This is a genomic window from Ancylobacter vacuolatus (assembly GCF_030813595.1).
In the GTDB taxonomy this organism is placed as follows: domain Bacteria; phylum Pseudomonadota; class Alphaproteobacteria; order Rhizobiales; family Xanthobacteraceae; genus Ancylobacter; species Ancylobacter vacuolatus.
Genome location: NZ_JAUSUH010000001.1, coordinates 270748 through 296656 on the forward strand (window position 1 = coordinate 270748; position 25909 = coordinate 296656).

24 protein-coding genes are annotated in these 25909 nt (G+C 65.4%); 14 read left to right on the top strand and 10 right to left on the bottom strand.

Going from position 1 to position 25909, the window contains the following annotated elements; translation table 11 throughout:
- Positions 1-57 precede the first annotated feature (57 nt).
- Positions 58-1317, top strand: coding sequence for an aminopeptidase (locus J2S76_RS01280; RefSeq protein ID WP_307056778.1), 1260 nt, complete (start codon positions 58-60; stop codon positions 1315-1317).
- Between the two features lie 99 nt (positions 1318-1416).
- The gene (locus J2S76_RS01285) at positions 1417-3534 is read left to right on the top strand and encodes a flagellar motor protein MotB (RefSeq protein WP_307056780.1); all 2118 of its coding nucleotides are present in this window, start codon (positions 1417-1419) and stop codon (positions 3532-3534) included.
- Positions 3535-3821: 287 nt separating this feature from the next.
- On the opposite strand, the gene J2S76_RS01290 is transcribed toward J2S76_RS01285, so the two are convergent.
- Positions 3822-6065: a lytic transglycosylase domain-containing protein gene (locus J2S76_RS01290; protein ID WP_307056781.1), complete on the bottom strand. Its 2244-nt coding sequence runs from the start codon at positions 6063-6065 to the stop codon at positions 3822-3824.
- A gap of 342 nt (positions 6066-6407) precedes the next feature.
- Here J2S76_RS01290 and dapA point away from each other — a divergent pair, with 342 nt between their 5' ends.
- Positions 6408-7298, top strand: a complete 891-nt coding sequence (dapA, locus tag J2S76_RS01295; protein ID WP_307056783.1) for a 4-hydroxy-tetrahydrodipicolinate synthase — start codon at positions 6408-6410, stop codon at positions 7296-7298.
- A 38-nt stretch (positions 7299-7336) separates the two neighbouring features.
- Positions 7337-7810 (top strand): SsrA-binding protein SmpB, encoded by a 474-nt coding sequence (gene smpB, locus J2S76_RS01300; protein ID WP_018390952.1) that lies wholly within the window; start codon positions 7337-7339, stop codon positions 7808-7810.
- A gap of 174 nt (positions 7811-7984) precedes the next feature.
- Here the strand turns inward: smpB and J2S76_RS01305 are convergent, their stop codons facing one another.
- From J2S76_RS01305 to J2S76_RS01325, 5 genes are all read right to left on the bottom strand, one after another.
- Positions 7985-8737: an SDR family NAD(P)-dependent oxidoreductase gene (locus tag J2S76_RS01305; protein WP_307056786.1), complete on the bottom strand. Its 753-nt coding sequence runs from the start codon at positions 8735-8737 to the stop codon at positions 7985-7987.
- Positions 8738-8751: 14 nt separating this feature from the next.
- Positions 8752-9597 (bottom strand): fumarylacetoacetate hydrolase family protein, encoded by an 846-nt coding sequence (locus J2S76_RS01310; protein ID WP_307056788.1) that lies wholly within the window; start codon positions 9595-9597, stop codon positions 8752-8754.
- A gap of 143 nt (positions 9598-9740) precedes the next feature.
- Positions 9741-10913 carry a mandelate racemase/muconate lactonizing enzyme family protein gene (locus tag J2S76_RS01315; RefSeq protein ID WP_307056790.1) on the bottom strand — a complete coding sequence of 391 codons (1173 nt, stop codon included), beginning with the start codon at positions 10911-10913 and terminating at the stop codon, positions 9741-9743.
- Positions 10914-10931: 18 nt separating this feature from the next.
- A complete protein-coding gene (locus J2S76_RS01320) occupies positions 10932-11609 on the bottom strand; it encodes an amino acid ABC transporter permease (RefSeq protein WP_307056792.1) in 678 nt (225 codons plus the stop codon).
- Between the two features lie 142 nt (positions 11610-11751).
- Entirely contained in the window at positions 11752-12603 is an 852-nt protein-coding gene (locus J2S76_RS01325; RefSeq protein WP_307056796.1) for a substrate-binding periplasmic protein, read from the bottom strand.
- 312 nt (positions 12604-12915) lie between these two features.
- On the opposite strand from J2S76_RS01325, the gene J2S76_RS01330 reads away from it, so the two are divergent.
- A complete protein-coding gene (locus J2S76_RS01330; RefSeq protein WP_307056799.1) occupies positions 12916-13737 on the top strand; it encodes a FadR/GntR family transcriptional regulator in 822 nt (273 codons plus the stop codon).
- 46 nt (positions 13738-13783) lie between these two features.
- On the top strand, positions 13784-14785 hold the full coding sequence (locus J2S76_RS01335; protein ID WP_307056800.1) for an aldose epimerase family protein: 1002 nt from the start codon (positions 13784-13786) through the stop codon (positions 14783-14785).
- A gap of 9 nt (positions 14786-14794) precedes the next feature.
- Here the strand turns inward: J2S76_RS01335 and J2S76_RS01340 are convergent, their stop codons facing one another.
- A complete protein-coding gene (locus J2S76_RS01340) occupies positions 14795-15601 on the bottom strand; it encodes an SDR family NAD(P)-dependent oxidoreductase (protein ID WP_307056803.1) in 807 nt (268 codons plus the stop codon).
- 279 nt (positions 15602-15880) lie between these two features.
- On the opposite strand from J2S76_RS01340, the gene J2S76_RS01345 reads away from it, so the two are divergent.
- The 7 genes from J2S76_RS01345 to greA all read left to right on the top strand — a co-directional run bounded on the left by J2S76_RS01345 (position 15881) and on the right by greA (position 22565).
- The gene (locus J2S76_RS01345) at positions 15881-16900 is read left to right on the top strand and encodes an ABC transporter substrate-binding protein (protein WP_307056806.1); all 1020 of its coding nucleotides are present in this window, start codon (positions 15881-15883) and stop codon (positions 16898-16900) included.
- Positions 16901-16960: 60 nt separating this feature from the next.
- A complete protein-coding gene (locus J2S76_RS01350) occupies positions 16961-18103 on the top strand; it encodes an ABC transporter ATP-binding protein (RefSeq protein ID WP_307056808.1) in 1143 nt (380 codons plus the stop codon).
- Positions 18104-18113: 10 nt separating this feature from the next.
- Entirely contained in the window at positions 18114-18998 is an 885-nt protein-coding gene (locus J2S76_RS01355) for an ABC transporter permease (protein WP_307056810.1), read from the top strand.
- On the top strand, positions 18995-19798 hold the full coding sequence (locus tag J2S76_RS01360; RefSeq protein ID WP_307056812.1) for an ABC transporter permease: 804 nt from the start codon (positions 18995-18997) through the stop codon (positions 19796-19798). Before J2S76_RS01355 ends, J2S76_RS01360 begins: the two co-directional genes overlap by 4 nt.
- A 67-nt stretch (positions 19799-19865) precedes the next feature.
- Positions 19866-21041 (top strand): mandelate racemase/muconate lactonizing enzyme family protein, encoded by a 1176-nt coding sequence (locus J2S76_RS01365; RefSeq protein WP_307056813.1) that lies wholly within the window; start codon positions 19866-19868, stop codon positions 21039-21041.
- A 16-nt stretch (positions 21042-21057) separates the two neighbouring features.
- The gene (locus J2S76_RS01370; RefSeq protein WP_307056815.1) at positions 21058-22008 is read left to right on the top strand and encodes an SMP-30/gluconolactonase/LRE family protein; all 951 of its coding nucleotides are present in this window, start codon (positions 21058-21060) and stop codon (positions 22006-22008) included.
- A 74-nt stretch (positions 22009-22082) separates the two neighbouring features.
- The gene (gene greA / locus J2S76_RS01375; protein ID WP_307056817.1) at positions 22083-22565 is read left to right on the top strand and encodes a transcription elongation factor GreA; all 483 of its coding nucleotides are present in this window, start codon (positions 22083-22085) and stop codon (positions 22563-22565) included.
- 174 nt (positions 22566-22739) lie between these two features.
- Here greA and efp read toward each other — a convergent pair whose 3' ends face one another.
- On the bottom strand, positions 22740-23309 hold the full coding sequence (efp, locus tag J2S76_RS01380) for an elongation factor P (RefSeq protein ID WP_018390953.1): 570 nt from the start codon (positions 23307-23309) through the stop codon (positions 22740-22742).
- A 134-nt stretch (positions 23310-23443) separates the two neighbouring features.
- On the opposite strand from efp, the gene epmA reads away from it, so the two are divergent.
- The gene (epmA, locus tag J2S76_RS01385; RefSeq protein ID WP_307056821.1) at positions 23444-24487 is read left to right on the top strand and encodes an EF-P lysine aminoacylase EpmA; all 1044 of its coding nucleotides are present in this window, start codon (positions 23444-23446) and stop codon (positions 24485-24487) included.
- 6 nt (positions 24488-24493) lie between these two features.
- Here epmA and J2S76_RS01390 read toward each other — a convergent pair whose 3' ends face one another.
- Positions 24494-25162: a uracil-DNA glycosylase gene (locus tag J2S76_RS01390; protein WP_307056822.1), complete on the bottom strand. Its 669-nt coding sequence runs from the start codon at positions 25160-25162 to the stop codon at positions 24494-24496.
- 5 nt (positions 25163-25167) lie between these two features.
- Entirely contained in the window at positions 25168-25785 is a 618-nt protein-coding gene (locus tag J2S76_RS01395; protein ID WP_370874673.1) for a LabA-like NYN domain-containing protein, read from the bottom strand.
- Positions 25786-25909: the final 124 nt, after the last annotated feature.

A 25909-nucleotide genomic window follows, 5' to 3' on the forward strand; every position in this document is an offset into this window, starting at 1 on the left:
CCCGCGCCTTTCTTGAATGGCGGTGCGGCGACGCGCCGCCTTCGTTCGGAGACCACCATGACCAAGCACGCCGGCACACTTCCCGATCTGCTCTCGCACGAGGAAAGGCTGGACCGGCTTGGCGCCGTCGCCGTGCATGTCGGGCTGGGCCTGCGGCCGGGGCAGGAACTGGTGATGACCGCCTCGCTCGACGCGCTGCCGCTGGTGCGTCGAATCACCGAACACGCCTACAAGGCCGGTGCCAGCCTCGTCACCACGCTGTTCAGCGACGAGGAAGCGGCGCTGATGCGCTTCCGCAACGCGCCCGACGACAGCTTCGATGCCGCCAGCGGCTGGCTCTATGAGGGCATGGCCAAGGCCTTCGCCTCAGGCGCGGCGCGGCTCGCCATTTCCGGCGAGAACCCGTCCCTGCTCGCCAATGAGAACCCCGACAAGGTGTCGCGCGCCAACCGCGCGCGGTCCAAGGCCTATATGCCAGCGCTGTCGCACATCGCCAATTTCGACATCAACTGGACCATCGTGTCCTATGCCTCGCCGGCCTGGGCGAAAGCGATGTTTCCCGATGATCCGGAGGACATCGCCGTCGCCAAGCTCTGGCACGCCATCTTCGCCGCCTCGCGGGTCGATGCCGCCGATCCGGTGGCGGCATGGGCAGCCCATAACGGCGAACTGCAGGCGCGCACCGCTCGCCTCAACGCCAGCCGCTACGCGGCGCTGCGCTTCCGCGGGCCCGGCACCGACCTCACCGTCGGTCTGGCCGACGAGCATGAATGGGCGGGCGGCGCCTCGCAGGCCAAGAACGGCATCACCTGCAATGCCAACATCCCCACCGAGGAAGTCTTCACTACGCCGCACCGCGCCCGCGTCGATGGCTACGTCGCCAGCACCAAGCCGCTCGCCTATCAGGGCACGCTGATCCAGGACATCGCGGTGCGCTTCGAGGGCGGCCGCATCGTCGAGGCGCAGGCGCGAACGGGGGCCGACGTGCTGAACAAGGTGCTGGACACCGATGAAGGCGCCCGCCGGCTCGGCGAGGTGGCGCTGGTGCCGCATTCCTCGCCGATTTCGAAGAGCGGCCTGCTATTCTACAACACTCTGTACGACGAGAACGCCGCCAGCCACATCGCGCTCGGCCAGTCCTACTCCAAGTGCTTCGTCAACGGCGCCTCGCTCTCGCCGGATGAGTTGGCCGCGCGCGGCGCCAATACGAGCCTCATCCATATCGACTGGATGATCGGTTCCGGCGAGGTCGATGTCGACGGCATCAGCGCCTCCGGCAGCGCCGAGCCGGTGATGCGCAAGGGCGAATGGACGTGAGAATGGCGTTTTGGGGCGGGGCGGCTTCCTGATGTCGCCGATCTATGGTGAAGTTCCCCGGCCTTGCGATCGGCCGAATCCGGTCGCCGGACGGGGGACATGGTGATGTGTCGTTGGCGCGCCTGGTGGAAAGGGCTTCCCGCCCTTGCCGTGCTGGTGGCGCTTGCCGTCACCTTTGCGCGCGCGCCGGTGGAGCAGGACCTGGCCGAGCGGGCGGAGACGCTGCTCTCGGTCATCGGCGAATCCTGGGCCCATGCCCGCTTCGAGGGCCGCAATGCCCTGCTTGAAGGCGAGGCGCTGTCGGAGGAAGCGCGAATCAAGGTGCGCTACGAGCTGGCGCGCCTGTCGGGCGTGCGGGTGGTCGAGGACCTCACGACCCTGCTGCCGGAACGCCGACCCTTCACCTTCGCCGCCATCCGCGACGGCAGCAAGCTGCACCTGGAAGGCTATGTGCCTTCCTCCTATGCGCGGCGCCGCATCGCCGAGGCGGCGGCCGCCATGGCGCCGGGGATCGTGGTGACGGGCGAGAAGGAACTGGTGCGGGCGCGCGGCGTGCCGGCCGGCGATTTCATCGGTGTCGTCACCTTCGGCATCCAGCAACTGGCCAAGATGCCGGCGGGCCGCATCACCATTTCCGACGATGCCTTCTCGATCGAGGGCCGGGCGCCGGATTTTGCCAGCTATGATGCGCTGGAAGTCACCGTCCGCAGCGAGCTGCCCGGCGATTTCGATCTGGCGCGCTTTGCCGTGCTGCCGCCGATCGTGTCGCCCTTCATCTGGTCGGCGGCGCGCGAGAAGGATGGCGACGTCACCCTCTCCGGCTATATCCCGCTCGGCGACGCCCGGCGCGCCCTGCTCGACATGGTGCGCGGCGCCGTGCCGGGAGCGGCGATCTCCGACCGGCTGCGGCTGGCCGATGGCGCCCCGCCGACCGAGGGCTGGCTCAAGGCGGTTGCCTTCGCTCTCGGCCAGCTGGGCCGGCTACCGAACGGCACGGTGACGCTGTCGGGCACCACCATCGCCATCGACGGCACCGCCCCGGATTTCGCCGCCTATGACGCCCTCGCCGGGGCGCGGCGCAATGTACCCGAGGGCTATACGCTGACCCGGTTCGCGGTCGAGCCGCCGCGCGTCGACCCCTTTGTGTGGGGCGTGCAGCGCACCGCCAACGGGCTGCGGCTGACCGGCTATGCGCCCTCGGAAGAGGCCAAACGGCTGGTTCTCGACGCGGTGCGCGGCGATTTTCCCGGCGTGCCGGTGAGCGACGAGATGCGGATCGCGATGGGCGGGCCGGCCGGCGAGGCCTGGGTTTCGGCCACCAGCTTCGGCGTCGACCAGCTGTCGCGTCTGCGCCAGGGGGCGGTGCGTGGCACGGGCACGACGCTCTCGATCTCCGGCGAGGCGCTTGATGCGGCGGCCTTCATGACCGTTCGCGCCGCGCTGGAACAATCGCCGCCGCGTGGCTTCACCCTGCGCAGCGATGTGCGCCCCCCGGTCGTTTCGCCCTATGTCTTCAGCCTGCGCAAGGATGGCGACGGCCTGACGCTGTCGGGCTTCTTTCCCTCACCCTCCGAGCATGAACGCCTGGTTGAGGCCGCCAAGACCCAGTTCTTCGGCGCCCGGCTGAACGACGTCTCGGCCATCGCGCAAGGCGCGCCACAGGGCTTCACCGCCGCCGTCATGACGGCGATGCGCCAGCTGTCGCGGCTGGAAAGCGGCGAGGTGCGCTTCGACGACGTTCAGCTCAAAGTCACCGGGACGGTTCTCTATCCCGAGGCCGTCACCTCGGTGCGGGCCAATCTGGCGGCCGGATTGCCCTCCGGCTTTACGCTCGACGTGGAGCTCAATGTCGCACCGGCCCCAGTTCCCGTCGATGCTACGGCCTGCCAGAGCGTCATCAATCACCTGCTGGAGAGGGGCACCATCACCTTCGCCGCCACGGACGCAACCATCGAGACCTCCAGCTTCGGCCTGCTCGACCGTATAGCCGCCGCGGCGTCGAGCTGCCCGGACGCGCTGATCGAGATTTCCATCCGGCAGCCGGACACGGAGGCGGCGGTGGCAGCGGCACGGGCGCAATCGCTGGTGCAGTATCTCGCCGCCGCCGGCATCGCTCCCGACCGGCTGATCACCGGCGAGCAACCCTCGCTCGCGGTGCAGACCCCCGCCGATCCGAGCGTCCCCGCCGCCGCCGGCGTGCAGCTGATCGTGAGGTGAGGCATGTTATTCTTGGCGCTTGAACTCTGGCCCTATCTGGCCGCCGCCCTCGCCATTGGCCTTGCCACGGGTTGGTGGAGCGGCTGTGCGCCGGCGCGGGCCCGAACGCCGGCCCCCGACACGAGGAAGGGCGCGTGATGATCCCTTTCGCCATCGACGTGACGCTGCTTCTGGTGGGGACGTACCTCATTGGCTGTGTCGGCGGCTGCTGGCTCCGCCGCATGTTGGGCGGCCGCCGGCCGGGCTGAGGCGGATGAGGGGGCGGCGGCAGCGCCGTCCCACAGCGGTCAGAGCCGTGAGCCGCGCAGATCCGCCTCGATCTGCAGCGAATCGCGCGAGCCAAAGCGCGATTTGTAAACCTGCGCGTTCTCCATCACCCGCTGCACATAGTTGCGCGTCTCGGAGAACGGGATGCGCTCCACCCAATCGATGGGATCGACCGAGGGGTCGCGCGGGTCGCCATAGGCGGCGATCCACTTCGCCACATTGCCGCGGCCGGCATTATAGGCGGCGAAGGTCAGCACATAATTGTTCTGGTAGTTGTCGAGCAGGCTGCGCAGCTCCGCCGCGCCGAACTGCACGTTCACCGCCGGAACGGCGAGGCGCTTCGGGTCCAGCGTCGTCCCGGTGCGCCGGGCGATGGTGGCACCGGTGGCGGGCATCACCTGCATCAGGCCCGTCGCCCCGGCGCTGGAGCGGGCGGCGGGGTTGAACATGCTCTCCTGCCGCGCGATGGCATAGACCAGCGAGCGGTCGACATCCTCGGTGATCGGCCGATAGTCGGGAATGCCGATGGTGGGATAAGCCTCCGCCTCCAGCGGAATGCCGCGATTGAGCGCGACCTTGCCGATCATCGTCATCGCCCGCGCATCGCCCTGCTGCTTGGCGAGTTCCGCCAGCAGGCCGAGCTGCGCCGCATCGGGCAGCCGCTCGGCGAGGTCATAGCCGAGTGCGATGGAGAGGTTCGACTTGTCGAGCTTCTCCAGCAGCTTGAAGATCATCACCCCTTCGTCGCGGTTGAAGGCGTTGCGCTGGGTGGCATTGGCGGCCGGCGCGGCCTGGATCTTCACCCGCGAATTGCCCAGCTTGGCGGCCGAGAGCTGGCCGTAATAGGCCGTGCCGTATTGGGCCGCCGTCGCATATTGCGAGCGGGCATTGGCGGTGGAGCCCAGCGCCTCATAGGCGCGGCCCTGCCAATAATAGCCGCGCGACACGGTGGCGGGATGGCTCTGGCGCTCCGGCACCTTGGCGAAATGCGCCAGCGCCGCCTTGGGCTCGTTGAGGTAGCGCAGCGCTAGCCAGCCGGCCATGAAATGGTGGTCGGCCCGCATGTGCTCGTCTTCCGGCTCGGCCGCCTCGCGCGCCACCTTATAGGCGGTGCGGGCGTCGCCCTTGTCGAGCAGGCCGCGCGCCACCAGCCGGCGCTCCACCCACCATTCGTCCGGGTCGACCAGCAGGCCCGCATCCTTCGGCGCGCTGGAAAGCGTGCGCGCGGCGGCGGCGTGGTCGCCCTGCCGGCGCTGCATCTTGGCCAGCGTGTAGATATAGGCCGGGTCCGAGCGCAGCGAGCCCGGCACCGCCGCCAGCAGCTTGGCGACATCGCCCTTGCCGGTGGACAGCGCGATGCGCGCCCGCGCCAGCGCCACGACGTCATTGCCGGCGCGCTCGGCCGCCCGCAGGCCGCGTTCGCTGTCTTCGGCGTAGAGCAGCTTGTCGGCGCGGTATTTGTGGTCGGTGCGGGTCAGCAGCCCACCAAACTCGACCATCACGGTCGATTCGGTATCCGAGCCGAGCGCGTCCTCCTGCCAGGCGTTGCGCAGCCAGGCCGCACCCGCCTTCTGGTCGCCGGCGGCGAACAGCGCCCGCGCCAGCGCGATCTTGCCTTCGCCGGAATAGGGCGCCTGCTCGGCGAAGAAGTTGAGGATCGTCTGCGGATCCTTGTTCTCGACAAAGAGCAGATATTCGAGCCGGCGCCGCAGCACGATCGGCGTGGGAAGGGTCGGGTGCGCTTCAAGAATGGCGACGGCGCGGTCATAGCCGACATCGCGCGCGGTGACTCGCAGCGCCAGCCAGCGCACCAGCGCCTGAGCGCCGGGGTCCCGCATCTGGTCGGCGATCGCCAGCGCCTGGGCGCTCTGGCCCTTGTCGATAAGGTCGGTCGCGGTCTTGAGGTCGCCGCTGGCCCCGGCAAGCGACGAGCTCGCTGCCAACGCCAGGCCGGCGACCGCCGAGGCCGCCGTCACCTTGGGGGAGGGCTTGAGTGTCGGCTTGGCGGCAGGAGTCGGTGCCGGCTTCTTCGCGACCGTCTTCGGCTTTTCCTTGGAGCTGGCGGCTTTGGCGGCCGGCTTTGCCGTCGGCTTGGGCGCGGGGGTCGGCGTCGCGGCCTGCGCGAATGAGAGCGGCAGCGCAGGGATGAAGCCAGCCGAGCCGAGCAGCAGCGCGGCCGCAACGGGAAGCACCGCGCCGGCGCGGCGACGTGAGCCGTTTTCGGAACGCCGCCGCAGCGGATGTTCGTTCACGCACTCGCTCATGGCGGCTCGCTCTCCTGACAAACTCGTGGCGCCCGAAACGATCTGCCTCGCGGCCGGCTCGGGCAGCTTCAGTTGTCGCGCGATCTTATTGACGAAATGCTAACCACAACCCCAGCGCAGCCGCATCGCTTCCGTTCAGCCGCTCCGCCTGCACGATGTAGCCGCATAACCCGGCGAAACGGCGGCAGCGTGCCGCACCTAGCTGCGCTTTGCCAGTCTTTGCCGCAGTAAGCGCCAACAATGCCCTTCCTTCGGCCGCGCCGACGCGATATCTGATGCGCCCTCGCTGCACCATGCTTGGCCATGTTGCGCGACAAGGACACAAAGCTTCAGGAGCGCGCCATGTCCCACCCGCTGCCCTTACGTGGATCCTTCACGGCGCTTGTCACGCCGTTCCGCGATGGCGCGCTGGACGAGAAAGCGTTCCGGGACCTGGTCGACTGGCAGATCGCGGAAGGGATCCACGGCTTGGTCCCGGTCGGCACGACAGGCGAGAGCCCGACCGTTTCCCATGACGAGCACAAGGCCGTGGTGGAATGGACGGTGGCGCAGGCCGCCGGTCGCGTGCCTGTCATCGCCGGCGCCGGTTCCAACAACACGATCGAGGCGATCGACCTCGCCCGCCACGCCGAGAAGGCGGGGGCGGACGCGGTGCTTGTGGTCACGCCCTACTACAACAAGCCCGGCCCTGAGGGCCTGTACCAGCACTACAAGGCCATCAACGACGCGATCGGCATTCCGATCTACATCTACAATATCCCCGGCCGGTCGGTGATCGACATGTCGGTGGAGACGATGGCCCGCCTCTATGAGCTGCCCAACATTGCCGGCGTGAAGGACGCGACCGCCAATCTCGTGCGCGTCAGCCAGCAGCGCCAGGCGATGGGCCCGGGCTTCAATCAGCTCTCCGGCGAGGACGCCACCGCTTTGGCCTTCATGGCCCATGGCGGCGACGGCTGCATCTCGGTCGCCTCGAATGTGGCGCCCAAGCTCTGCGCCCAACTGATCGAGGCCTGCATCGCCGGCGATTACGTCAGGGCGCTGGAGCTGCAGGACCGGTTGTTCCCGCTGTTCCAGGCGCTGTTCGTTGAAACCAACCCGAGCCCCACCAAATATGCGCTGAGCCTGCTCGGCAAGATTGTCGATGAGGCCCGCCTTCCCATGGTGCCCGTCACCGAAAAGACCAAGGAAACCGTCCGCGCGGCGATGCGCCACGCCGGGATCCTCAACTGACGCAGGCCGGGGCATCCGCTCCGGTTCGGAGCAAAGTGATGGCCGAGAAAAAGACACAAGAACGCAAGGTCGTTGCCGACAACCGGCGGGCGCGGTTCGATTTCGAGATCGGCGAGGTCTTCGAGGCCGGCATTGCGCTGTCCGGCACCGAGGTGAAGAGCCTGCGCAGCGGGCGCGCCACCGTGGCCGAGAGCTATGTCTCGGCCAAGACCGGCGAGGCTATCATCTACAACACCTTCATCCCGGAATATCTTCAGGCCAACCGCTTCAACCACGAGCCGCGCCGCCCGCGCAAACTGCTGCTGCACAAGCGGCAGATCGCCAAGATCTGGCAGGCGGTGGAGCGCGAGGGCATGACGGTGGTGCCGCTGCGGATCTATTTCAACGAGCAGGGCCGCGCCAAGGTGGAGATCGCCATCGCCCGCGGCCGCAAGGCGCATGACAAGCGCGAGGCGCTCAAGGCCAAGGACTGGGCGCGCGACAAGCAGAGGCTGATGCGCGACCGGGGGTGAGGGCGCTCGCTTTGGGGCCGAAGGCCCGGTCGTGGAGCCGATCCTACCCTCCAACCGTCATGGCCGGGCTTGGCCCGGCCATCCATGTCCTGATCCAGCGCGAGCCGTCAGTCGTGGATCGCCGGGTCAGGCCCGGGCTTCGACCCACCGCTCCATCAGTTTGAAAAATTACTCTCAATAGGTCGCCCGTCCGCCGGAGATGTCGAAGACAGCGCCGGTGGAGAAGGCGCAGTCTGCGGAGGACAACCAGCCGATCAGCGCTGCGGCCTCCTCCACGGCGAGGAATCGGTTCATCGGGATCTTCGACAGCATGAAGTCGATGTGCTCCTGCTTCATCTGGCTGAAGATCTCGGTCTTCGCCGCGGCCGGCGTGATGGCGTTCACCAGCACGTTCGAGGTCGCCAGTTCCTTCGCCAGCGACTTGGTCAGCCCGATCAGCCCCGCCTTCGACGCGGAATAGTGCGAGGCGTTCGGGTTGCCTTCCTTGCCGGCGATCGATGCCACGTTGACGATTCGGCCCCAGCCGTTGTTCAGCAGTTCCGGCACCACTGCCTTGCAGGTGAGGAACGGCCCGACCAGGTTGACGTCCAACACCCGGCGCCACGTCTCGCTGTCGAGTTCCCAGAGCTTGCCATTGCCGCCGGTGATGCCGGCATTATTGACAAGGATGTCAATCTTGCCATGGGCGGCGACGACGGCGGCGGTCGCGGCGTGTACCGAAGCTTCATCGGTCAGTTCCACCACATGGGTGGTGACCGTGCCGAGGCCGGCGAGCGTGCCGGCCGCCTCAGTGAGGCGGGCCGCGTCAATGTCCCAAAGTGCCACGCGGGCACCGGAGGCGAGCATGCGCTGGGCGGCGGCATAGCCGATGCCGCGTGCGCCGCCGGTGAGGATGGCCACGCGGCCGCTGAGGTCGAGAACGTTCATGATCTGGCTTCCCTTCAGGCCGCGTCGACGGTGGTCTGCTGCTGCTCGCCGAGGCCGGAGACGGCCAGGCGCATGGTCTGGCCGGCCCGGAGATAGACCGGCGGCTTCTGCCCCAGGCCCACGCCCGGCGGTGTGCCAGTCGTGATGATGTCGCCCGGCTGCAGGCTCATGAACTGGCTGATATAGGCGACGATGGTCGGTACGCTGAAGATCATCGTGCGGGTCGAGCCGTTCTGGTAGCGCTTGCCGTCGACCTCCAGCCACATGTCGAGCACATGCGGGTCGGGAATCTCGTCCGTGGTCACCAGCCAGGGGCCGATCGGGCCGAAGGTGTCGCAGCCCTTGCCCTTGTCCCACTGGCCGCCGCGCTCCAGCTGGAAGCTGCGCTCGGAAACGTCGTTGACCACGCAATAGCCAGCGACATGGGCATAGGCATCCTCCACCGAGACGTACTTGGCCGGCGTGCCGATGACGATGCCGAGTTCGACCTCCCAGTCGGTCTTGGTCGAGCCGCGGGGGATCTCGACGGCGTCATAGGGGCCGACGATGCAGTTCGGCGGCTTCATGAACAGCACTGGCTCATCAGGAATGGCCATGCCGGATTCGGCGGCGTGGTCGGTGTAGTTGAGGCCGATGCAGACGAACTTGCCGACCGCACCGACACAGGCACCGATGCGCGGCGCCCCGGCGACGGCGGGCAGCACGGCGGGATCGACGGCGCGGATGCGCGCAAGATTTTCAGGCAGCAGCGCCGTCCCGGCAATGTCGGGCACGATCGACGACAGATCGCGCAAAGTGCCGCGGGCGTCCAGAAGGGCGGGGCGTTCGTGCCCCATGGCGCCGTAACGGACCAGTTTCATCGTGATGTTCCTTATTGGCGATGTTGCGGCTGGAGCATTTTCCGCGAAAGTGGACAGGCGTTCGCAACGAGAAAGTGATCCAACTTATTGATTTCATAACGCTTTCGTGTCCATCAGGTGATTTCGGCTGATGGACAAGGGCTCTAGCGCGGCGCGAAAAGCACCGAAGCGTCGAGCGTGTAGCGGGCCACGGCTTCAGGGTTCAGCGCGACGCCGAGGCCCGGCTTGTCGGGGATGCGGAGATAGCCGTCACCGTCGATCTGGAACGGCTCGGCAACGATGCCATCGAGATAGGGGCTGCCGCCGATGAACTCGACGAGATCGCTGTTCGGTATGGCGCTGGCGAGCTGCAAATCGGCGGCGAGGCCGAGCGCGGTGTTCCAGCCATGGCCGACATATTTCACACCGAAATCGTCCGCCATCCAGGCGATGCGGCGCTGTTCGCTGATACCACCGACCTTGGTCACATCAGGCTGCACGATGTCGAGCGCGCCACGTGCCAGCCAGGGCAGGAAAGCCTGCCGGCGGGTGAGCACCTCGCCGCCAGCGATGGGGATCGGGGCGGCGCGGCGCAGTTCGCAGAAATCCTCGATGGCATCGGGACGCAGCGCCTCCTCGAACCAGCCGACATCATAATTCTCCAGCATGTGCGCGGTACGCATCGCCCATTTCAGACCCTGCGGCCAATGCGCGTCGCTGGCGCCGGCATCAACGAAGAGCTGGGCGTCAGGCCCCGCCGCTTCGCGGGCGGCGCGCACAATGGCCTCGTCGAGCCGGGCGCTGTCTCGGCGGCCGAAAGGCCCCCAGCCGATCTTGAACGCCTGGAAACCACGGTCGCGGTGGGCGCTAATGACCTCGCGCATCAGGTCGGGCTCTTCCATCAGCAGCGAGCAATAGGGTTTTACCCGCGTGCGGTAGGTGCCCCCGAGCAGCCGGCCGACCGGCTGGCCCAGCGCCTGGCCGAGAATGTCCCATAGCGCGATGTCGATGCCGGAAATGGCGTGGGTGAGGCTGCCACCCCGCCCCATCCAGAAAGTGTTCTGGTGGAGCTTTTCCGAAACGCGCTCGGGCTCCAGCGCGTTTTCGCCCCGCCACAGTGGTTCCAGCACCTGTACCGCCGCCTGTACCAGCCGTCCGTCGGTGAACACGCTGCCGAGCCCTGTAATGCCCTCCTCTGTGTGCACGGCGATCAGCGAATGCACCGAGTCTTCCGGCTTGATCTCAGCAGACCAGCCGCCCTTGGGGCTCTCGCCAAACAAAGGCGCGACTTCGACCGAGCGGATGGTGACTTTTGCGAGGGGGGCAGGCTGCAGCACTATTGACTCCTCGAACACTCAGGAACGGCCGGCGGTGGTCCAGCCGCGCTGCGACCAGCGCTCCAGGCGCCTGACGAACAATGCGGCGGGGTAGCCGACGGCGAAGTAGAGCGTGGCGGTGACGGTGTAGACCGTGAAGTACTGGTAGTTGCGCGCCGCGATGATCTGGCCGGAGAACATCAGTTCCTGCACCGTGACAACGGAGGCCAGAGCGGTGTCCTTGAACAGCGCGATCAGATAGTTGCCGAGCGAAGGCACCACGATGCGGAAGGCCTGCGGAAACACCACCTTGATGAAAATGACGCCTGGCCGGATGCCGAGACTGCGCGCCGCCTCATACTGGCTCTTCGGCACCGCCTGGATGCCGGAGCGATACACCTCGCTCATAAAAGCGGAGTAGTTGACGGTCAGGCCGATAATGGCGGCGGTGACCGGCTCGAGCCGAATGCCGGCACTTGGCAGCACATAGTAGATGTAGATCAGCTGCAGGATCAGCGGCGTGGCGCGGATGAACTCGACGAAGAAGTCGGCCGGCCAGCGTATCCATCGCGTGTTCGACATGCGGGCCAGAGCCAGCGGTATGGCGAGGAAGCCGGCGAGCAGGATGACGACCACGGTAAGGAAGACCGTCACGCCGAGGCCCTGGAGGAATACAGAGTAATATTCGCGGACAACGGAGATATCGAGCAGGTTCATTGGCCGGTGCGCCGATTTTGTATGCCGATGGGCAAGCCTATCCTGCCGGACGATCTAGCGCGCAGGGCAGACTGCCTGCGATTTTTGACGCTCATTCCGGAGCACGCAGCACGGCGTGCCCCGGGACCCGATCGTGTGATGGTCAGAGCGGGAAGAAGAATAGATTCCGGTTGGTGAGGCCGTAGGTCTTTAGGATCGATGACGCCTGGCCGTTGCCGCGCACTTCCGCGAGGCCCTGGGTGAAGGCGGCACGTAGCGAGCAGTCTTCCTTGCGCACGGCATAGCGAGCATAGCCATAGCCATATTTGAAGATCAATTCGTCCGGGATCTTCACATTGGCGACGATCTCGATCGGGCTCGACGTGTTGGCCTTCATGAATTCGATGATCTTGACGTCGTCATCGAGGATGGCATCGACGCGGCCGGTTGTAATGGCGGAAAACTCTTCGGCATCGGTCTGGAATGCGGTGACGTTGACGCCGATCTTGCGCAGATACTCATCGGCTGCAGAGCCCGCGATGGCGCCGACCTTCTTGCCCTTCAGCGTATCGAACGACGTGACACCGGCCGGGTTGCCCTTGGCGGTGACGATGGCGGGGCCGTACCACCAGGCTGGGCCGGTGAACGAAACCGCCTTCAGTCGGTCCGGAGTAACATGGATGTTGGACGCGACGACATCGATGCGCTTGGCTAGCAAAGCGGGGATGAGTTGGCCAAACGGCATGACCTCGTAATTAATCTTGGCGATGCCGGCCCATTTGAGGGCGGCTTCGGCAAGCTCGACGTCAAGGCCGGCGGCCTTCTTGCTCGACGGATCGAGCGAGGAGTAGGGCGGCGACGGCGATATGCCAAGCGTTACGCCATCCGTTCTGGCTTTGGTCAGCGACGGGTCCCCGCAATTCTCGAATAGCGGGGTAGCCTCGTGCTGGAACTCCTGCGCCATGGCGGAGCCTGCGACGACGACGAAGATCGCCGTCAATACGGTCTTCAACATTGCATCTCTCCCCTGTCCGGATCGGCCAACCTGAACGTCGCCGTTGCCTAGAGAAAAATATGACTTATTGGAATAAATCTGTCCATACGAGTCTTCGTGCGCCCTGACGGTGCCCGAAATAATATGCTTTATGTGGAGCGAGCATCGGTGGCGGGGCGCAACGTGGCGTCGAGCGCGAAGGCTCGGCGATTGGTCGGTGGCCATTTTTGCGTTGGGCAACACGCGCGATCGGCTATCGATGACTGCGGCATCCTGCCAGCATTGTTTACGGGCCTGCGGTGCAAGGCACCCGGCGTAAAATGGAGATCAGGCTTGGTCGAACGGTCATCTACGCCTCGCCGGCGCGCAGAAGCGGACATCTCTGCCGCGGCTGCGGCGGAGGAGCGCGGCACGCGCCAGACACGCCCTTCGGGCTACAGGATCAGCGGCCTTCAGGGGCATGTGATCACCGAGCTCGGCCGCGCCATCGTGTCCGGCCGCTTTGCGCCGGGGGAGCTCTTGCCGCGTGAAACGGAGCTGATGGCCGAGTTCTCCGCCAGCCGCCCCTCACTGCGCGAGGCCCTGAAGGTGCTGGCCGCCAAAGGTCTGATCGAGATGCGCCAGAAGGTCGGCACCAGTGTCCGCCCGCGCGACCTTTGGAACACGTTCGACAGCGACGTGCTGGCCTGGCATTTGGGCGAAGAGGGCACCAAATCCACGCAACGCGACAGCATGCTGCGTGATCTCATTGAACTCCGGCAGGTTATCGAGCCCACCGCCGCACAGATGGCCGCCGGCCGGGCGACCATGGATGATTTGCGCCGCCTTCGTGTCGCCCTGCATGCGATGGAGGCGGCAACAGGAGATTTGGCAAGCTATGCGCGGGCTGATGTGCAGTTCCACATGGCCGTTTTCACCGCGAGTCATAACGTGCTGTTCGCCAGCTTTGCGCATCTCGTGGCCGATTTTCTGCGTATCAGCTTTTCGATCCAGCAAAAGGCCCTCAATGAGGCCGACAACCGCATCGAGGACGATGTCGCCCAGCACCGGCTGGTGTTCGAAGCCATTAATAGCGGGGAAGGCGAGAGCGCCGCGCGGGCGATGCGCAATGTCATTCTCAACGGCAAGAATTCAATGCTCGCGACGCTGGACTAGCCGGCATCCTGTTGTCGCGCTTGGCGATCCATCACGGTGAACCCGCATGTCGCACGTCGATCTTGCCTGGGCGCATGGTACTCTTCGGGCAATACCGACCGGGGCGATGATCGCCGACCTGTCATTTCGTCTCGCCTCGGGTCACGTCTTCGCGCCATTCGCGCACCGCCATTGGTCGCCGGCGGATCCTGGTTGCGCCGGGCTTCCGCCCCATCTGCAACATCTCGGTGCGGAGTTTGCCTGCCTGCCTTTTGGAGTGGGAGGCCCGGTTCGGGACGTTGCGTCACCCTGGCAGGCACTTAATGTCGAACGTTGCAATGACCCGCCTCATGGGCTGGCGGCAAATGCCGCATGGACACTTGAACAGCAAACTGACACCCGGCTGTGCTTCACGCTGGATTATCCGTCCGACCATGCGATCCGGCGCCTGACCCGCATCCTGTCGGTGCAACCGGAGGCACCAGCGCTCGACCTCGTCCTGCGGATCGAGGCCCGCCGGACGGCCTGCATCTCGGTTGGCCTGCACCCGATCCTCTCGCTCAATGCGCCGCCGGAGAGCGTCAGGATCCGCGCGCGCTTTCGCCAAGGCTTCACCTACCCTGCGGCCGTACCGGGCGACGCGATGCTGGCGGCGATCGGACAAACCTTTGGTGAACTCTCTTCCGTGCCCGCGCGCGCAGGTGGGACGGTGGACCTCTCCCGGCTTCCGAAAGTGATGCCGGTGGATGACGTGGTTCAGCTTTGCGCGCTCGATGGTCCGGTGGAGATCATTTTTGCCGAGCAGAAAGCGGCGCTGACATTGGATTGGGACCGCAGCCTGCTGCCCTCCTGCCAATTCTGGATCAGCGATCGTGCGCTCGGCCACGCGCCATGGGCGGGTCGCTATCGCGGGCTGGGCGTGGAGCCGATTGCCTCGGCGTTCGACTTCTCGGAGGCGGTGTCGCTGGCAAAAAACCCGATCCAGACCACCGGTACGGCAACGAGCCTCGCGATAACGCCGGATCGGGTCACCGACATTGCCTATCGCATTGAAGCGCGAAGGGCCTGATCCGGCGCATTAGAACGTCGCGGAAAGGCCACCATCGACCAGCAGGATCTGCCCCGTGACATAACGGGCATCGTCCGAGCACAGGAAGAAGGCCGGGCCGGCAATGTCGACAGGCTTGCCGGCCCGACGCAGCGGAATGCGGCCGTGCTTGACGTAAATGTCCCGGAACCAGTCGGTCTCATGTTCATGGCCGGCGCCGCCAGGCAGCTGCGCCATCCGCGTGTCGATGAAGCCCGGTGCCAGCGCATTGACCAAAATGCCATCATCCGCGAGGTCGCACGCAAGCGCACGGGTGAAATTGACCAGAGCGCCCTTCGCTGTGGCATAGGCGAGGGAATCTCGGGTGCCGCGAAGGCCTTGAATGGAAACGATGTTGAGGATGCGCCGCCCCGCTCCCGCCTTGCGGATAAGCGGCAGCATCGCCAGCGTCACGCGGATCGCGCCATCCTGGTTGATGTCGAGGACAACTCGGTAGTGATTGAAGGTCATCCCATCGATGCCGGCACTATCCAGGATCGCCGCGTTGTTGACGAGGATTTCACAGCGCCCGTGACGTTGATCGACGGCCCGGTAAAGCGCCGCGACAGAGGCAGGATCGGCGATGTCGACCCTCACGGCCATGGCGCGCTCTCCTAATGCCGCCGCAACCTCTTCTGCGCCCGCCTCGTCTATGTCGGCGACCACTACGCTGGCACCCTCGGCGGCGAGCCGCTCGGCAATGCTACGGCCGATACCCTGCGCCCCTCCGGTGACGACGGCAACACGCCCCTCGACGCGGCAAATGGCGGGCGTGGCGGCGGCGCTGGTGGTGCTCATGATGGATTCCCGATGGTGGCGTCGTGATAGGGCGACGGCAAGCGCGCGCGGCCGGGACAGGCGCAAGAGAGCTGCGATTCAGTCGGCTACGATAAAATATGATATTTTATGCAGTCAACCAAGCCCCGATCGGCGACGCGCGAAAATCCCTTTAAACACGACGCGGAGCAGCGCCTGGAATGTCCGGAAAGCATGAGCTCCTGATTGACCGAAAAAATAAAATATGATTTTTTGATCGCAACAAGAAGCGGCCTAATCGGCACCAGCGGAGAACGGACAATGATTTGGACGTCAAAGGCAGTCGCAGCATCGCTCACCGTATTCGCACTTCTCGCATCGGGCGCGGCATATGCCGGGCCCAAGGGCGAGGTGCGCCTCCTCGCTTATGAAGGTTATGCCGACCCTGCCTGGACGGAAGAGTTCGAAAAGGAAACCGGCATCACCGTGAAGGTGACGTATGTCGGCGGTGTCGACGAGCAGATCGCCAAGATGAAGGCATCGAATGGCAAGGATTATGACGTCGTCACCGTCGACACCGCCAGCCTCAAGGCCTTCGCTGACCAGAAGCTGATCGCGCCCATCGACAAGCAGAAGCTGACCAGCGCCAAGAACCTGCTGCCCGCTTTCCGCTCGATGGACAACGCCACGTTCGACGGCGCGACCTATGGGGTGCCGTGGGCCTGGGGCTCGCTCGGTTTGGTCTATGACAAGAAGACCTTCCCGACGCCGCCCGACAGCTGGGAGGTTCTGTGGGACCCCGCCTATAAGGGCAAAGTCATCTCGCTGGACGATGCCAATAATGACATAAATTTCGGCGCTATCGTCCTGGGCATCAAGGACCCCTTCAATCTCACGGACCAGCAGATGGCCGAGGTGAAGGCCAAGCTGATCGCGCTGAAGAAGAACCTTCTGACCTACTTCGCCGGCTTTGACGAAGGCACCACGATCTGGAGCGAAAACAACGTCGTGCTGATGTTCTCGATGGGCGAGCTCGCGGCGATCAACCTGCAGAAGAAGGGCTTTGACGTCGGCTATGTCATTCCCAAGGAAGGCGCCGTCGGCTGGCTCGACAATCTGACGGTCAGCGCCGGCACCTCCAACACCGATGCCGCCTATGCCTGGATGAATTTCGCGCTGCAGAAGAAGATCGGCGCCGATATGGCCAAGAAGTATGGCTACGGTGCCACCACGGACGCACCGCAGGGCATGGACTATGCGGACCGCCTCATCTGGGCGCAAAATCCGGAAAACTACACCCGCCGTCAGGCGGTCTGGAACGAGGTCAAGGCCTCGGAATAATCGGTCACCGCCTCGGTGCGATCCCCCGGTTTGAGGCGGCCACCGGGCGCTCCACTCGATATGGCGGCGACAAACGGGCCGCCACCTTTTCAATCAATGTGTGAGACGACGCGCGTGCAGCCATTGCTCCATCTCGAAAACATTTCGAAGCGCTATGGCAGCGTGCGCGTTCTCGACGGCATCGACATTGCCGTGGCCGACAACGAGTTTCTGACCATTCTTGGCCCGTCAGGCTCCGGCAAGACCACCATACTGCGCATCATTGGCGGCTTCGAGAGCATTGATGGCGGTCGATTGATGTTCGATGGCCGTGATCTGGCTGCGGTGCCGATCAACCGCCGCCCGTTCAACACTGTGTTCCAGGACTACGCCCTGTTTCACCACATGAGCGTGGCGGAAAACATCGGCTACGGCCTCAAGGTGCGCGGGCGGCCTAAGGCCGAGATCGCGACCCGGGTTGCGGATGTGCTGGAGACCGTGGGTCTCGGCGCTTTCGGGGCGCGTTACCCCGCCCAGCTCTCCGGTGGACAGCGCCAGCGCGTCGCGCTGGCCCGCGCCATCATCTGCGAGCCGCGCATGATCCTGCTCGACGAGCCGCTCTCCGCGCTCGACGTGGATCTGAGGGCCCAGATGCAGCGCTTCCTGAAATCGCTGCAACGGCGACTGGGCATCGCCTTCGTGTTCATCACCCATGATCAGGAAGAGGCGATTGCACTGTCCGACCGCATCGTCGTGGTCAATCACGGCCGCATTGAGCAGGAAGGCGCGCCGGAGCAGCTCTATCGCCGGCCCCGCACGCCGTTCATTGCCGCGTTCCTGGGTGAGAACAACCTGCTTTCCGGCGTCCTCGCCGCCGTCGACGGGCAGCTCGGCCAGGTCGACACAGCGGCCGGACGGCTGGTCGCCACGGCGGATGGCCCGTTGCCTGCCCTGGGCCAGGCCGTGCAGGTCGCGGTGCGTCCGGAACATATCACCCTCTCCCCCGCGAGTGCCGCGACACGGGACGCGCTCACGGCCGAGGTCGCCGATATTCGCTTCCTGGGGGCCAACATATTGATCGAGCTGACGCATCCCGCGTTGCCCGACACGGTGCTGAAGGTCCGCCGGCTGGCCGATGGATCCGCCGCCGATTTCCGCACCGGCCAGAAGCTCAACCTGAGCTGGGCGGTGCACGACGCGGCTCTTTTGGTTCCGGGCGGATGAGGAGGAACGGATGAGCGCTGCCCCGACCCGATCCGACACATCCTCATGCCGGCGCGCGAGAGCGCTCGTCGCGCTCCGGCACGCGCTCAATCTGGGCCTGCCGATACTGTTTGTGTTGATCCCGATCCTGTCCTTCGTCTTGGTCAGTTTCTGGACCCTTCAGGATGGCCAGATCGTCCGCACATTCACCCTTGCCAACTACCGCAGCTTCTTCACCGAAGGCAGCTATCTGCCCGTCTATCTGAGCACGGTGTGGCTTTCGTTGCAGGTCACATTCGTCAACGTGACCCTGGCGACCGCCATTGCCCTCTTCATCTTCCGGCGCACGCCAAGGGTCCGCTTCTTCATCTTGATGAGCTTCATGCTGCCGCTCTTCATGAGCTACATCATCAAGGTGTATGCGATCCGTACCATTCTCGGTCAGCGCGGCCTGCTGAATGAAGGGCTGATGGCACTTGGACTGATCGACCAGCCGATCGAGGTGCTGCTGTTCTCACGCACCGCCATCTTCGTCGCCCTCGCCGTGATCTACCTGCCCTATGCGATCCTGCCGATCTATCTGGCACTCGACCGTATCCCGGCCAATTATCTCGCGGCCTCCGCCGATCTTGGGGCAAGCGCGTTGCAGGGTCTGCGCCACATCGTTTTGCCGCTGGGCCGGCCCGGCATTGCGGCAGGGGCGGTGTTCACCTTCATCCTCACCTTCGGCGATTTCGTCACGCCGCAAATGGTGGGTGGGACGCAGGGCTTCACCTTCGGGCGCATCGTGTTCAGCCAGTTCGGGCTTGCGCTCAATTGGCCGTTAGGGTCGGCGCTCGCCGTCATCCTGCTCGCGACCACGCTGCTGGCCGTGGCGCTCGCCGGCCTGACCCTGCGGCGGGAGCATGTGCGATGAAGCAGAAGGCGCCGTTCATCGACAGCCTGCTTGGTTTCACGGCGGTGGTCGGCCTCGTCGCGCTGTATGCGCCGCTGATCGCGGTGGTGGTGCTGTCGTTCTTCCAGATCACTCGCCTGCGGGGAGTGATCGGCTTCGCTCCCTTCTCGCTGGAGCCCTATGCCGCACTGGTCGCCAACCACGAGATCCTCTCGGCACTGGCGACCTCGCTGACGGTGGCGACCATTGCCAGCCTTGCCTCGCTGGTGCTCGCCTTGATGTTCGCCTTCTACTTTGTCACGGCGCGGCGGGGTTTCGGCCTGCTGATGCAGGTGATGGTGTTCCTGCCCTTCCTGCTGCCGCCGATCATCACCGGCCTGGCGCTGCTGATCGCCTTTCGCGAGATCGACTTTTCACGTGGCCTTGCCACCGTCATCATCGGCCATGTCGTGTTCATCGTGCCGGTGGTCTATCGAACCGTGCTGGTACGCCTGCAATTGCTCGGGAGAAGCCTGACCGAGGCCTCGCTCGACCTGGGTGCTTCGCAAACGCAGACGCTAGTCCACGTCATCCTGCCACAAATGCGTCCGGCGCTGATTTCCGGGCTGCTGCTGGCCTTTGCCATCTCCTTCGATGAGACGCTGATCACGCTGTTCGTCGCCGGCTCCGAGACGACGCTGCCGATCCGGCTGTGGGCGATGATGCGGGTCGGTTTCGTACCGGAAATCAACGCCCTGGCAACCCTCATCCTGCTGTTCACCGCCGCGATCACCGTCGCCATCGGGCTGATGCAGCGCAGCCAGGGGGAGCGCGCGTCCTGAACGCCACTACCCGTCGCGCGCGCCGACAGCATCGAACACACACCTCCTCCGGAGAAGAAGCCTTCCCATGAAAATCGAGACCGTCGACTTCTTTTATCTTGCGATGCCGGAGATCACGACCGCCGCTGACGGCAGCCAGGATGCGCTCGTCGTGCGTGTTACGGCCGGCGGCTTCATCGGCTGGGGCGAGTGTGAAGCCGCGCCGCTGCCGTCGATCGCGGCCTTCATCTGCCCGATGTCGCACGGCGCCTGCCAGCCGGTGCAGAATGCCGTGCTCGGCCAGCCACTCGATGGACCGGCGGACATCGCCCGTATCGCCGCGCAGGTGGAATACGACTGCATGGACCTGCTCCAGGCGGCCCATACCTGGTCCGGGATCGAAATGGCACTGTGGGACCTGCTCGGCAAGGTGCGAAGCGAGCCCATATGGAAGCTGCTCGGCTATGGCCGCTCGTTCCGCAAGACGCCCTATGCCTCACAGCTGTTCGGCGATACGCCGCAAGAAACGCTGGAGCGTGGCCGTCGCTCGCGCAGCGACGGATTCCGCGCGGTCAAGTTTGGCTGGGGTCCGATCGGCCGGGGCGCGGTCGACGCCGATGCCGACCATTTCGTCGCCGCCCGCGAAGGGCTGGGGTCTGATGGCATCCTGTTGGTCGATGTGGGGCAGGTCTTCGGCGAGGACGTGGAGCGCGCCGCACGCCGTATTCCCGCGCTGGAGGCGGCAAGAGCAACCTGGCTCGAAGAGCCCTTCGCCGCCAGCGCCTATGGCGAATATGCCGCCCTTGCCGCGCGCACCAGTGTGAAAATGGCCGGCGGGGAGGGGGCTCATAACTTCCATATGGCGCGCAACCTCATCGATTACGGCAATATCGGCTTCGTGCAGATCGATTGCGGGCGGATCGGCGGCATCGGCCCGGCCAAGCGGGTGGCGGACCATGCCGCTGCCAAGGGGGTCACCTATGTGAACCACACCTTCACCTCCAATCTCGCCTTGAGCGCGTCGCTGCAACCTTTCGCCGGCGTGGAAGATTCGGCGCTCTGCGAATTCCCGGTGGCGCTGAAGTCGCTCGCTGTCGATCTGACCACCAATCACATCCAGCGCGACGCCGATGGCGAGATCGCCGCGCCCGATGCGCCGGGCCTTGGCATCGACATCGACCTCACGGCGCTGGAGACATACCGGGTGGAGGTGGAGATCGCGATTCAGGGGAAGATCGTGTTCCGCTCGCCGGTAGCAGCGTGACAATTGGGAGGCTGGCGTGGTCCCTGCCCCGATGTCCAGTCCCGCCAGCGCCGCCATCATCCAGGTTGTGGCTCAAACCCATGACCTGCTCGGCGAGGCGCCGCTCTGGCACCCGCTGGATGGTTGCCTGTACTGGCTCGATCTCGTCGGAGCGCGCCTGCATCGCCTGGCGGCGCAAAGCATTGTCGAGACGCGGCAGATCGACCGTCCTTCGCCGCTCGGCTCCATTGTCGCCGGCCCGGTTGCCGGCAGCCTCATCCTGTCCGCCCTTGACGGGCTTTGGCTCTATGAGTGGGCCTCCAACACGCTGGAGCCGCTGTGCCATCCGGAAGCGCCGCGCGACGGCATCTCCTACAATGACGCCAAGGTCGATCGCGCCGGGCGGCTGTGGATCGGCACCAGCGATCTGGCGGAGCAGGAACCGCGCGGGGCGCTCTGGTGCTGGACGCCGGGCGCCCCGCCGGTCTTGGCGGATGCCGGCTTTACGGTGGTCAATGGTCCCGCCTTCTCGCCTGACGGGTGCACCCTCTATCTGAGCGACAGCGTGGATCGGCGCATCCTGGCCTATGATCTCGCGCCAGACGCCTCGCGGCTCACCAATCGCCGTGTGTTTGCTGTGATGGCGGAGGATGAAGGCTATCCGGATGGGTTGACGGTCGATACCGACGGCGGCGTCTGGGTGGCGCATTGGGATGGCTGGCGTATCACTCGTTTCTCCCCACAGGGCGAGCGCAGCTTGCGGGTGCCGATGCCGGCCCCGCGCATCACAAGCCTCACTTTTGGTGGAGACGGACTGGCGACGCTGTTCGCGACAAGTGCCCGGCTGGAGCTGGAAGGCCCGATGCTTCAGGCGGCTCCGCTATCCGGCTCCCTCTTCGCTGTGGATGTCGGCTTTGCCGGCGTCGCGGAACGGCCTTTCATGCCGAGCTTGCCCAAGCGCGCCGAGGAAGACCGTCCTTTCCGATAGCCGCTCCGACGTCGCGGTGTTAGTGCGAGCTATGGGCAATCACGTCCGGAACGGTCTGACAGGAGCTCGGCGAATTGAGCGTGGCGTTTGCAAAGGAAGAAAGTGCCGAGGCAGCATCGGAGACCATTCTCCCGCCGCGCCCGATTTCCGATCGGACCAATCTTGTCACCGAGCTTGGCCTGCATATGCTGCAGGAAGAGTTGGCCGGCGCTCGGCGCGCGCTAGCGGCGGCCCAAGCAATTGAAGACATCAATGAAAGGCGCCGGCAGTCGGCGATACCCATCCGCGACATCAGCTACTTTTCCCAGCGCGTCGAGACAGCCCGGGTCTCCTCGACGCCATCCTCAAACGACATCGTTGCGTTCGGTCACACCGTTCGCTTCGAGCGTGATGATGGACGCGTGCAGACCTACCGCATTGTAGGGGAGGATGAAGCGAACCCCACGCTGGCGACGATTTCGCACGGTTCTCCTGTTGCCATTGCATTGATGGGCAAGGCCGTTGGCGACGTTGTCCAACTCGGGCGGCACAGTCTCGAAATCCTCTCTGTCTCCTGATTGATCCAAGCCCGATTGATCGAGGCCAGCGGCCACCTCGTTCCACCAAAAAGGCGGATGATGCGGGGGGCAGGTCGTTCATAGCGAAAGCCGCGCCGCAAGAACGGGCTCCGCGTCGAAACAAAAAAAGCCCGGCACTTGGCCGGGCTTTTTGATTGGATCCGTCAGAGGCGCTCAGTCCTTGGCGCGCTCGACATAGGAACCGTCGGCGGTCATCACCACGATGCGGGTACCGACCGCGATGTGCGGGGGCACGGCCGAGCGGACACCGTTGGAGAGGATGGCGGGCTTGTAGGAGGAGGAGGCGGTCTGGCCCTTCATCGCCGGCTCGGTTTCCACCACTTCGAGCACCATGCGCTGCGGCAGCTCGATGGCGATGGCGACGCCCTCATGCACCGACAGATGCACGTGCATGCCGTCGCTGAGATAAGCGGCCTGCTCGCCGATCACATCCGGCGACACCGCGATCTGGTCGTAGTTTTCCGGGTTCATGAAGTGGAAGCCTTCACCGTCCGAATAGAGGAAGGTGTAGGGACGGTCCTCGACGAGGGCGCGCTCCACTTGCTCGGTGGTGCGGTAGCGCTCGGAGACCTTGGTGCCGTCGGAGATGCGGCGCATGTCGAGCTGCGTCACCGGCGTGCCCTTGCCGGGATGGATATTCTCGGCGGTGAGCACGACATAGAGCTTGCCGTCCATGTCGACCACGTTGCCCTTGCGCAGCGTGCTGGCGATGACCTTGACCATTGCGGTCCTCTGGCTGTTGGGTGCGCCGCATCGCGCGGGGCACCGCTGGGATTCCGTTGCGGCCTCCTATACAAGCGCGCCCGCTTTCCGCCAACCCCGCCCGCAGCCCCCACTGCGCGCGCCGGAGCATCGCCATGTCCGTATCCGCCTCGCCCTGGTGGTCGCCCGAGAGCCATGCCGACCGGCGCCCCTTCCTGCTGGCGCGGCAGAAGATCCAGGCCGCGCTACGCGCCGCCTTCATCGAGCGGGACTTCATCGAAGTTGAGACGCCGATCCTGCAGGTCTCGCCCGGCAACGAAACCCATCTGAAGGCCTTCTCCACCGAGCTTGAGCGGCCGGACGGCTCGCGGGCGCCGCTCTATCTCCACACCTCGCCGGAATTCACCGCCAAGAAGCTGCTGGCGGCCGGCGAGCAGCGGCTCTTCACCTTCGCCCGCGTCTTCCGCAATGGCGAGCGTACGCCGCTGCACCATCCCGAGTTCACCATGCTGGAATGGTACCGCGCGCATGAGGGCTATGAGGCGCTGATGGACGATTGCGCGGCGCTGATGGCCGTGGCCGCGCGGATGGTGGGGGCGCCCGTCTTCCAGTTCGACGGCCTGTCCTGCGACGTGACGCTGGCGCCCGAGCGGCTCACCGTCACGCAGGCCTTTTCCCGCTTCGCCGGCATCGATCTGATGGCAACCGTCGGCGCGGGCGGCAACGACCGCGATGCCCTCTGGCAGGCCGCGCGCGCCGCCGCCATCCGTGTGGCGCCCGATGACACATGGGCCGATGTCTTCACCCGGGTGATGGTGGAGAAGATCGAGCCGCATCTGGGTATCGGGCGCCCGACGATACTGTGCGACTACCCGACCTCAGAGGCCGCCCTGGCGCGACCGAAACCGTCAGACCCGCGGGTGGCGGAGCGATTCGAGCTCTATGTCTGCGCGGTCGAACTCGCCAATGGCTTCGGCGAACTCACCGACCCGGCCGAGCAGCGCCGCCGCTTCGATACGTGGATGGACGAGAAGGAGCGCCTCTATGGCGAGCGCTACCCCGTCGACGAGGATTTTCTCGCCGCCCTCGCTCAGATGCCGGAAGCCTCGGGCATCGCGCTCGGCTTTGACCGGCTGGTGATGCTGGCGGCCGGCGCGCGGCGGATCGAGGACGTGCTGTGGGCGCCGGTCGCACCCTGAACGGGCTCAGCCCAGCGCGTCGATATGGCCGCGCACCTTGGCGAAGACGGCGTGGAACATCGGGGTCGTCAGCACCCCGGTATTCGTGTTGTAGCGCGAGCAGTGGTAGCTGTCGAAAAGCACCAGATTGCCCAGCCGGTGCACGGCGCCATGGGCGAATTTGTGGTGCGAGAGCCGTTCGCCATGCGCGGCCAGCACCTGATCATGGGCGATCTTGCCCAGCGCGACAATGGCGCTGAGGCTCGGAAGCAGGCCGATCGTGGCGGAGAAGAACGGGCGGCAGGTCCGTATCTCTTCGGTGGTCGGCTTGTTCTCCGGCGGCACGCAGCGCACGGCATTGGTGAGGCGCGCATCGACCAGCCGCAGCGAATCGTCGGGCCGGGCCTCGAACGTGCCGGTGGCAAAGCCGAATTTGATCAGCGTCGAATAGAGCAGCTCGCCCGCATAATCGCCGGTGAACGGGCGGCCGGTGCGGTTGGCCCCGCGCAGCCCCGGCGCCAGGCCGACGATCAGCAGCCGTCCGTCGACCGGCCCGAAGGAGGGCACCGGCGCGTTGTGCCAGCCGGGCTCCTGCTCCCGCCAATGGTCACGGAAGGCGACGAGGCGCGGGCATAGCGGGCAGTCGCGCGGCGGCTCGGGCGCCGCCACCGCCGGGGAGCCGTCGAGCGTCGCCATTGGGCTCAGGCGTCCGCCGTGTCGTCGTCGGAGGAGGGCGCCGGTGTGCGACGTTCCAGGAAGCGGGGCGTCTCCTGCATGCGGCCGGAACGGTCCGCCGGGTCGCGGCCGACGCGGGCCTGCAGGTCCACCAGGTCGAGGAATATGTCCGCCTGCCGGCGCAGTTCGTCGGCGATCATCGGCGGCTGGGTGTGGATGCTGGAGACCACCGTCACCCGCACGCCCTTGCGCTGCACCGCCTCGACCAGCGAACGGAAATCGCCGTCACCGGAAAAGATCACGATGTGGTCGACATGGTCGGCCAGTTCCATGGCGTTGACCGCCAGCTCGATATCCATGTTGCCGCGCACCCGGCGGCGGCCCTGGCTGTCGGTGAACTCCCGCGCCGGCTTCGTGACGACCGAATAGCCATTGTAATCCAGCCAGTCGAGCAGGGGGCGGATCGACGAATATTCGGTGTCTTCGACCAGCGTGGTGTAATAGAACGCCCGCAGAACGTAGCCGCGCCCCTGGAAGTCCTTCAACAGGCGCTTATAGTCGATATCGAAGCCGAGCGACTTGGTGGCGGAGTACAGATTTGCCCCATCAATAAAGAGGGCGATCTTTTCCATGCCGTTGACCATAATGATAAAATACCCGGACTGATAAATCTGGATCGGTCGCGGACGCCCCGACGACGCAGGGCCCCGTCCGCCGCCTATAGACATAACCGATTTATGGCGACGGCGAGACGAAGCGGCCTGTTGT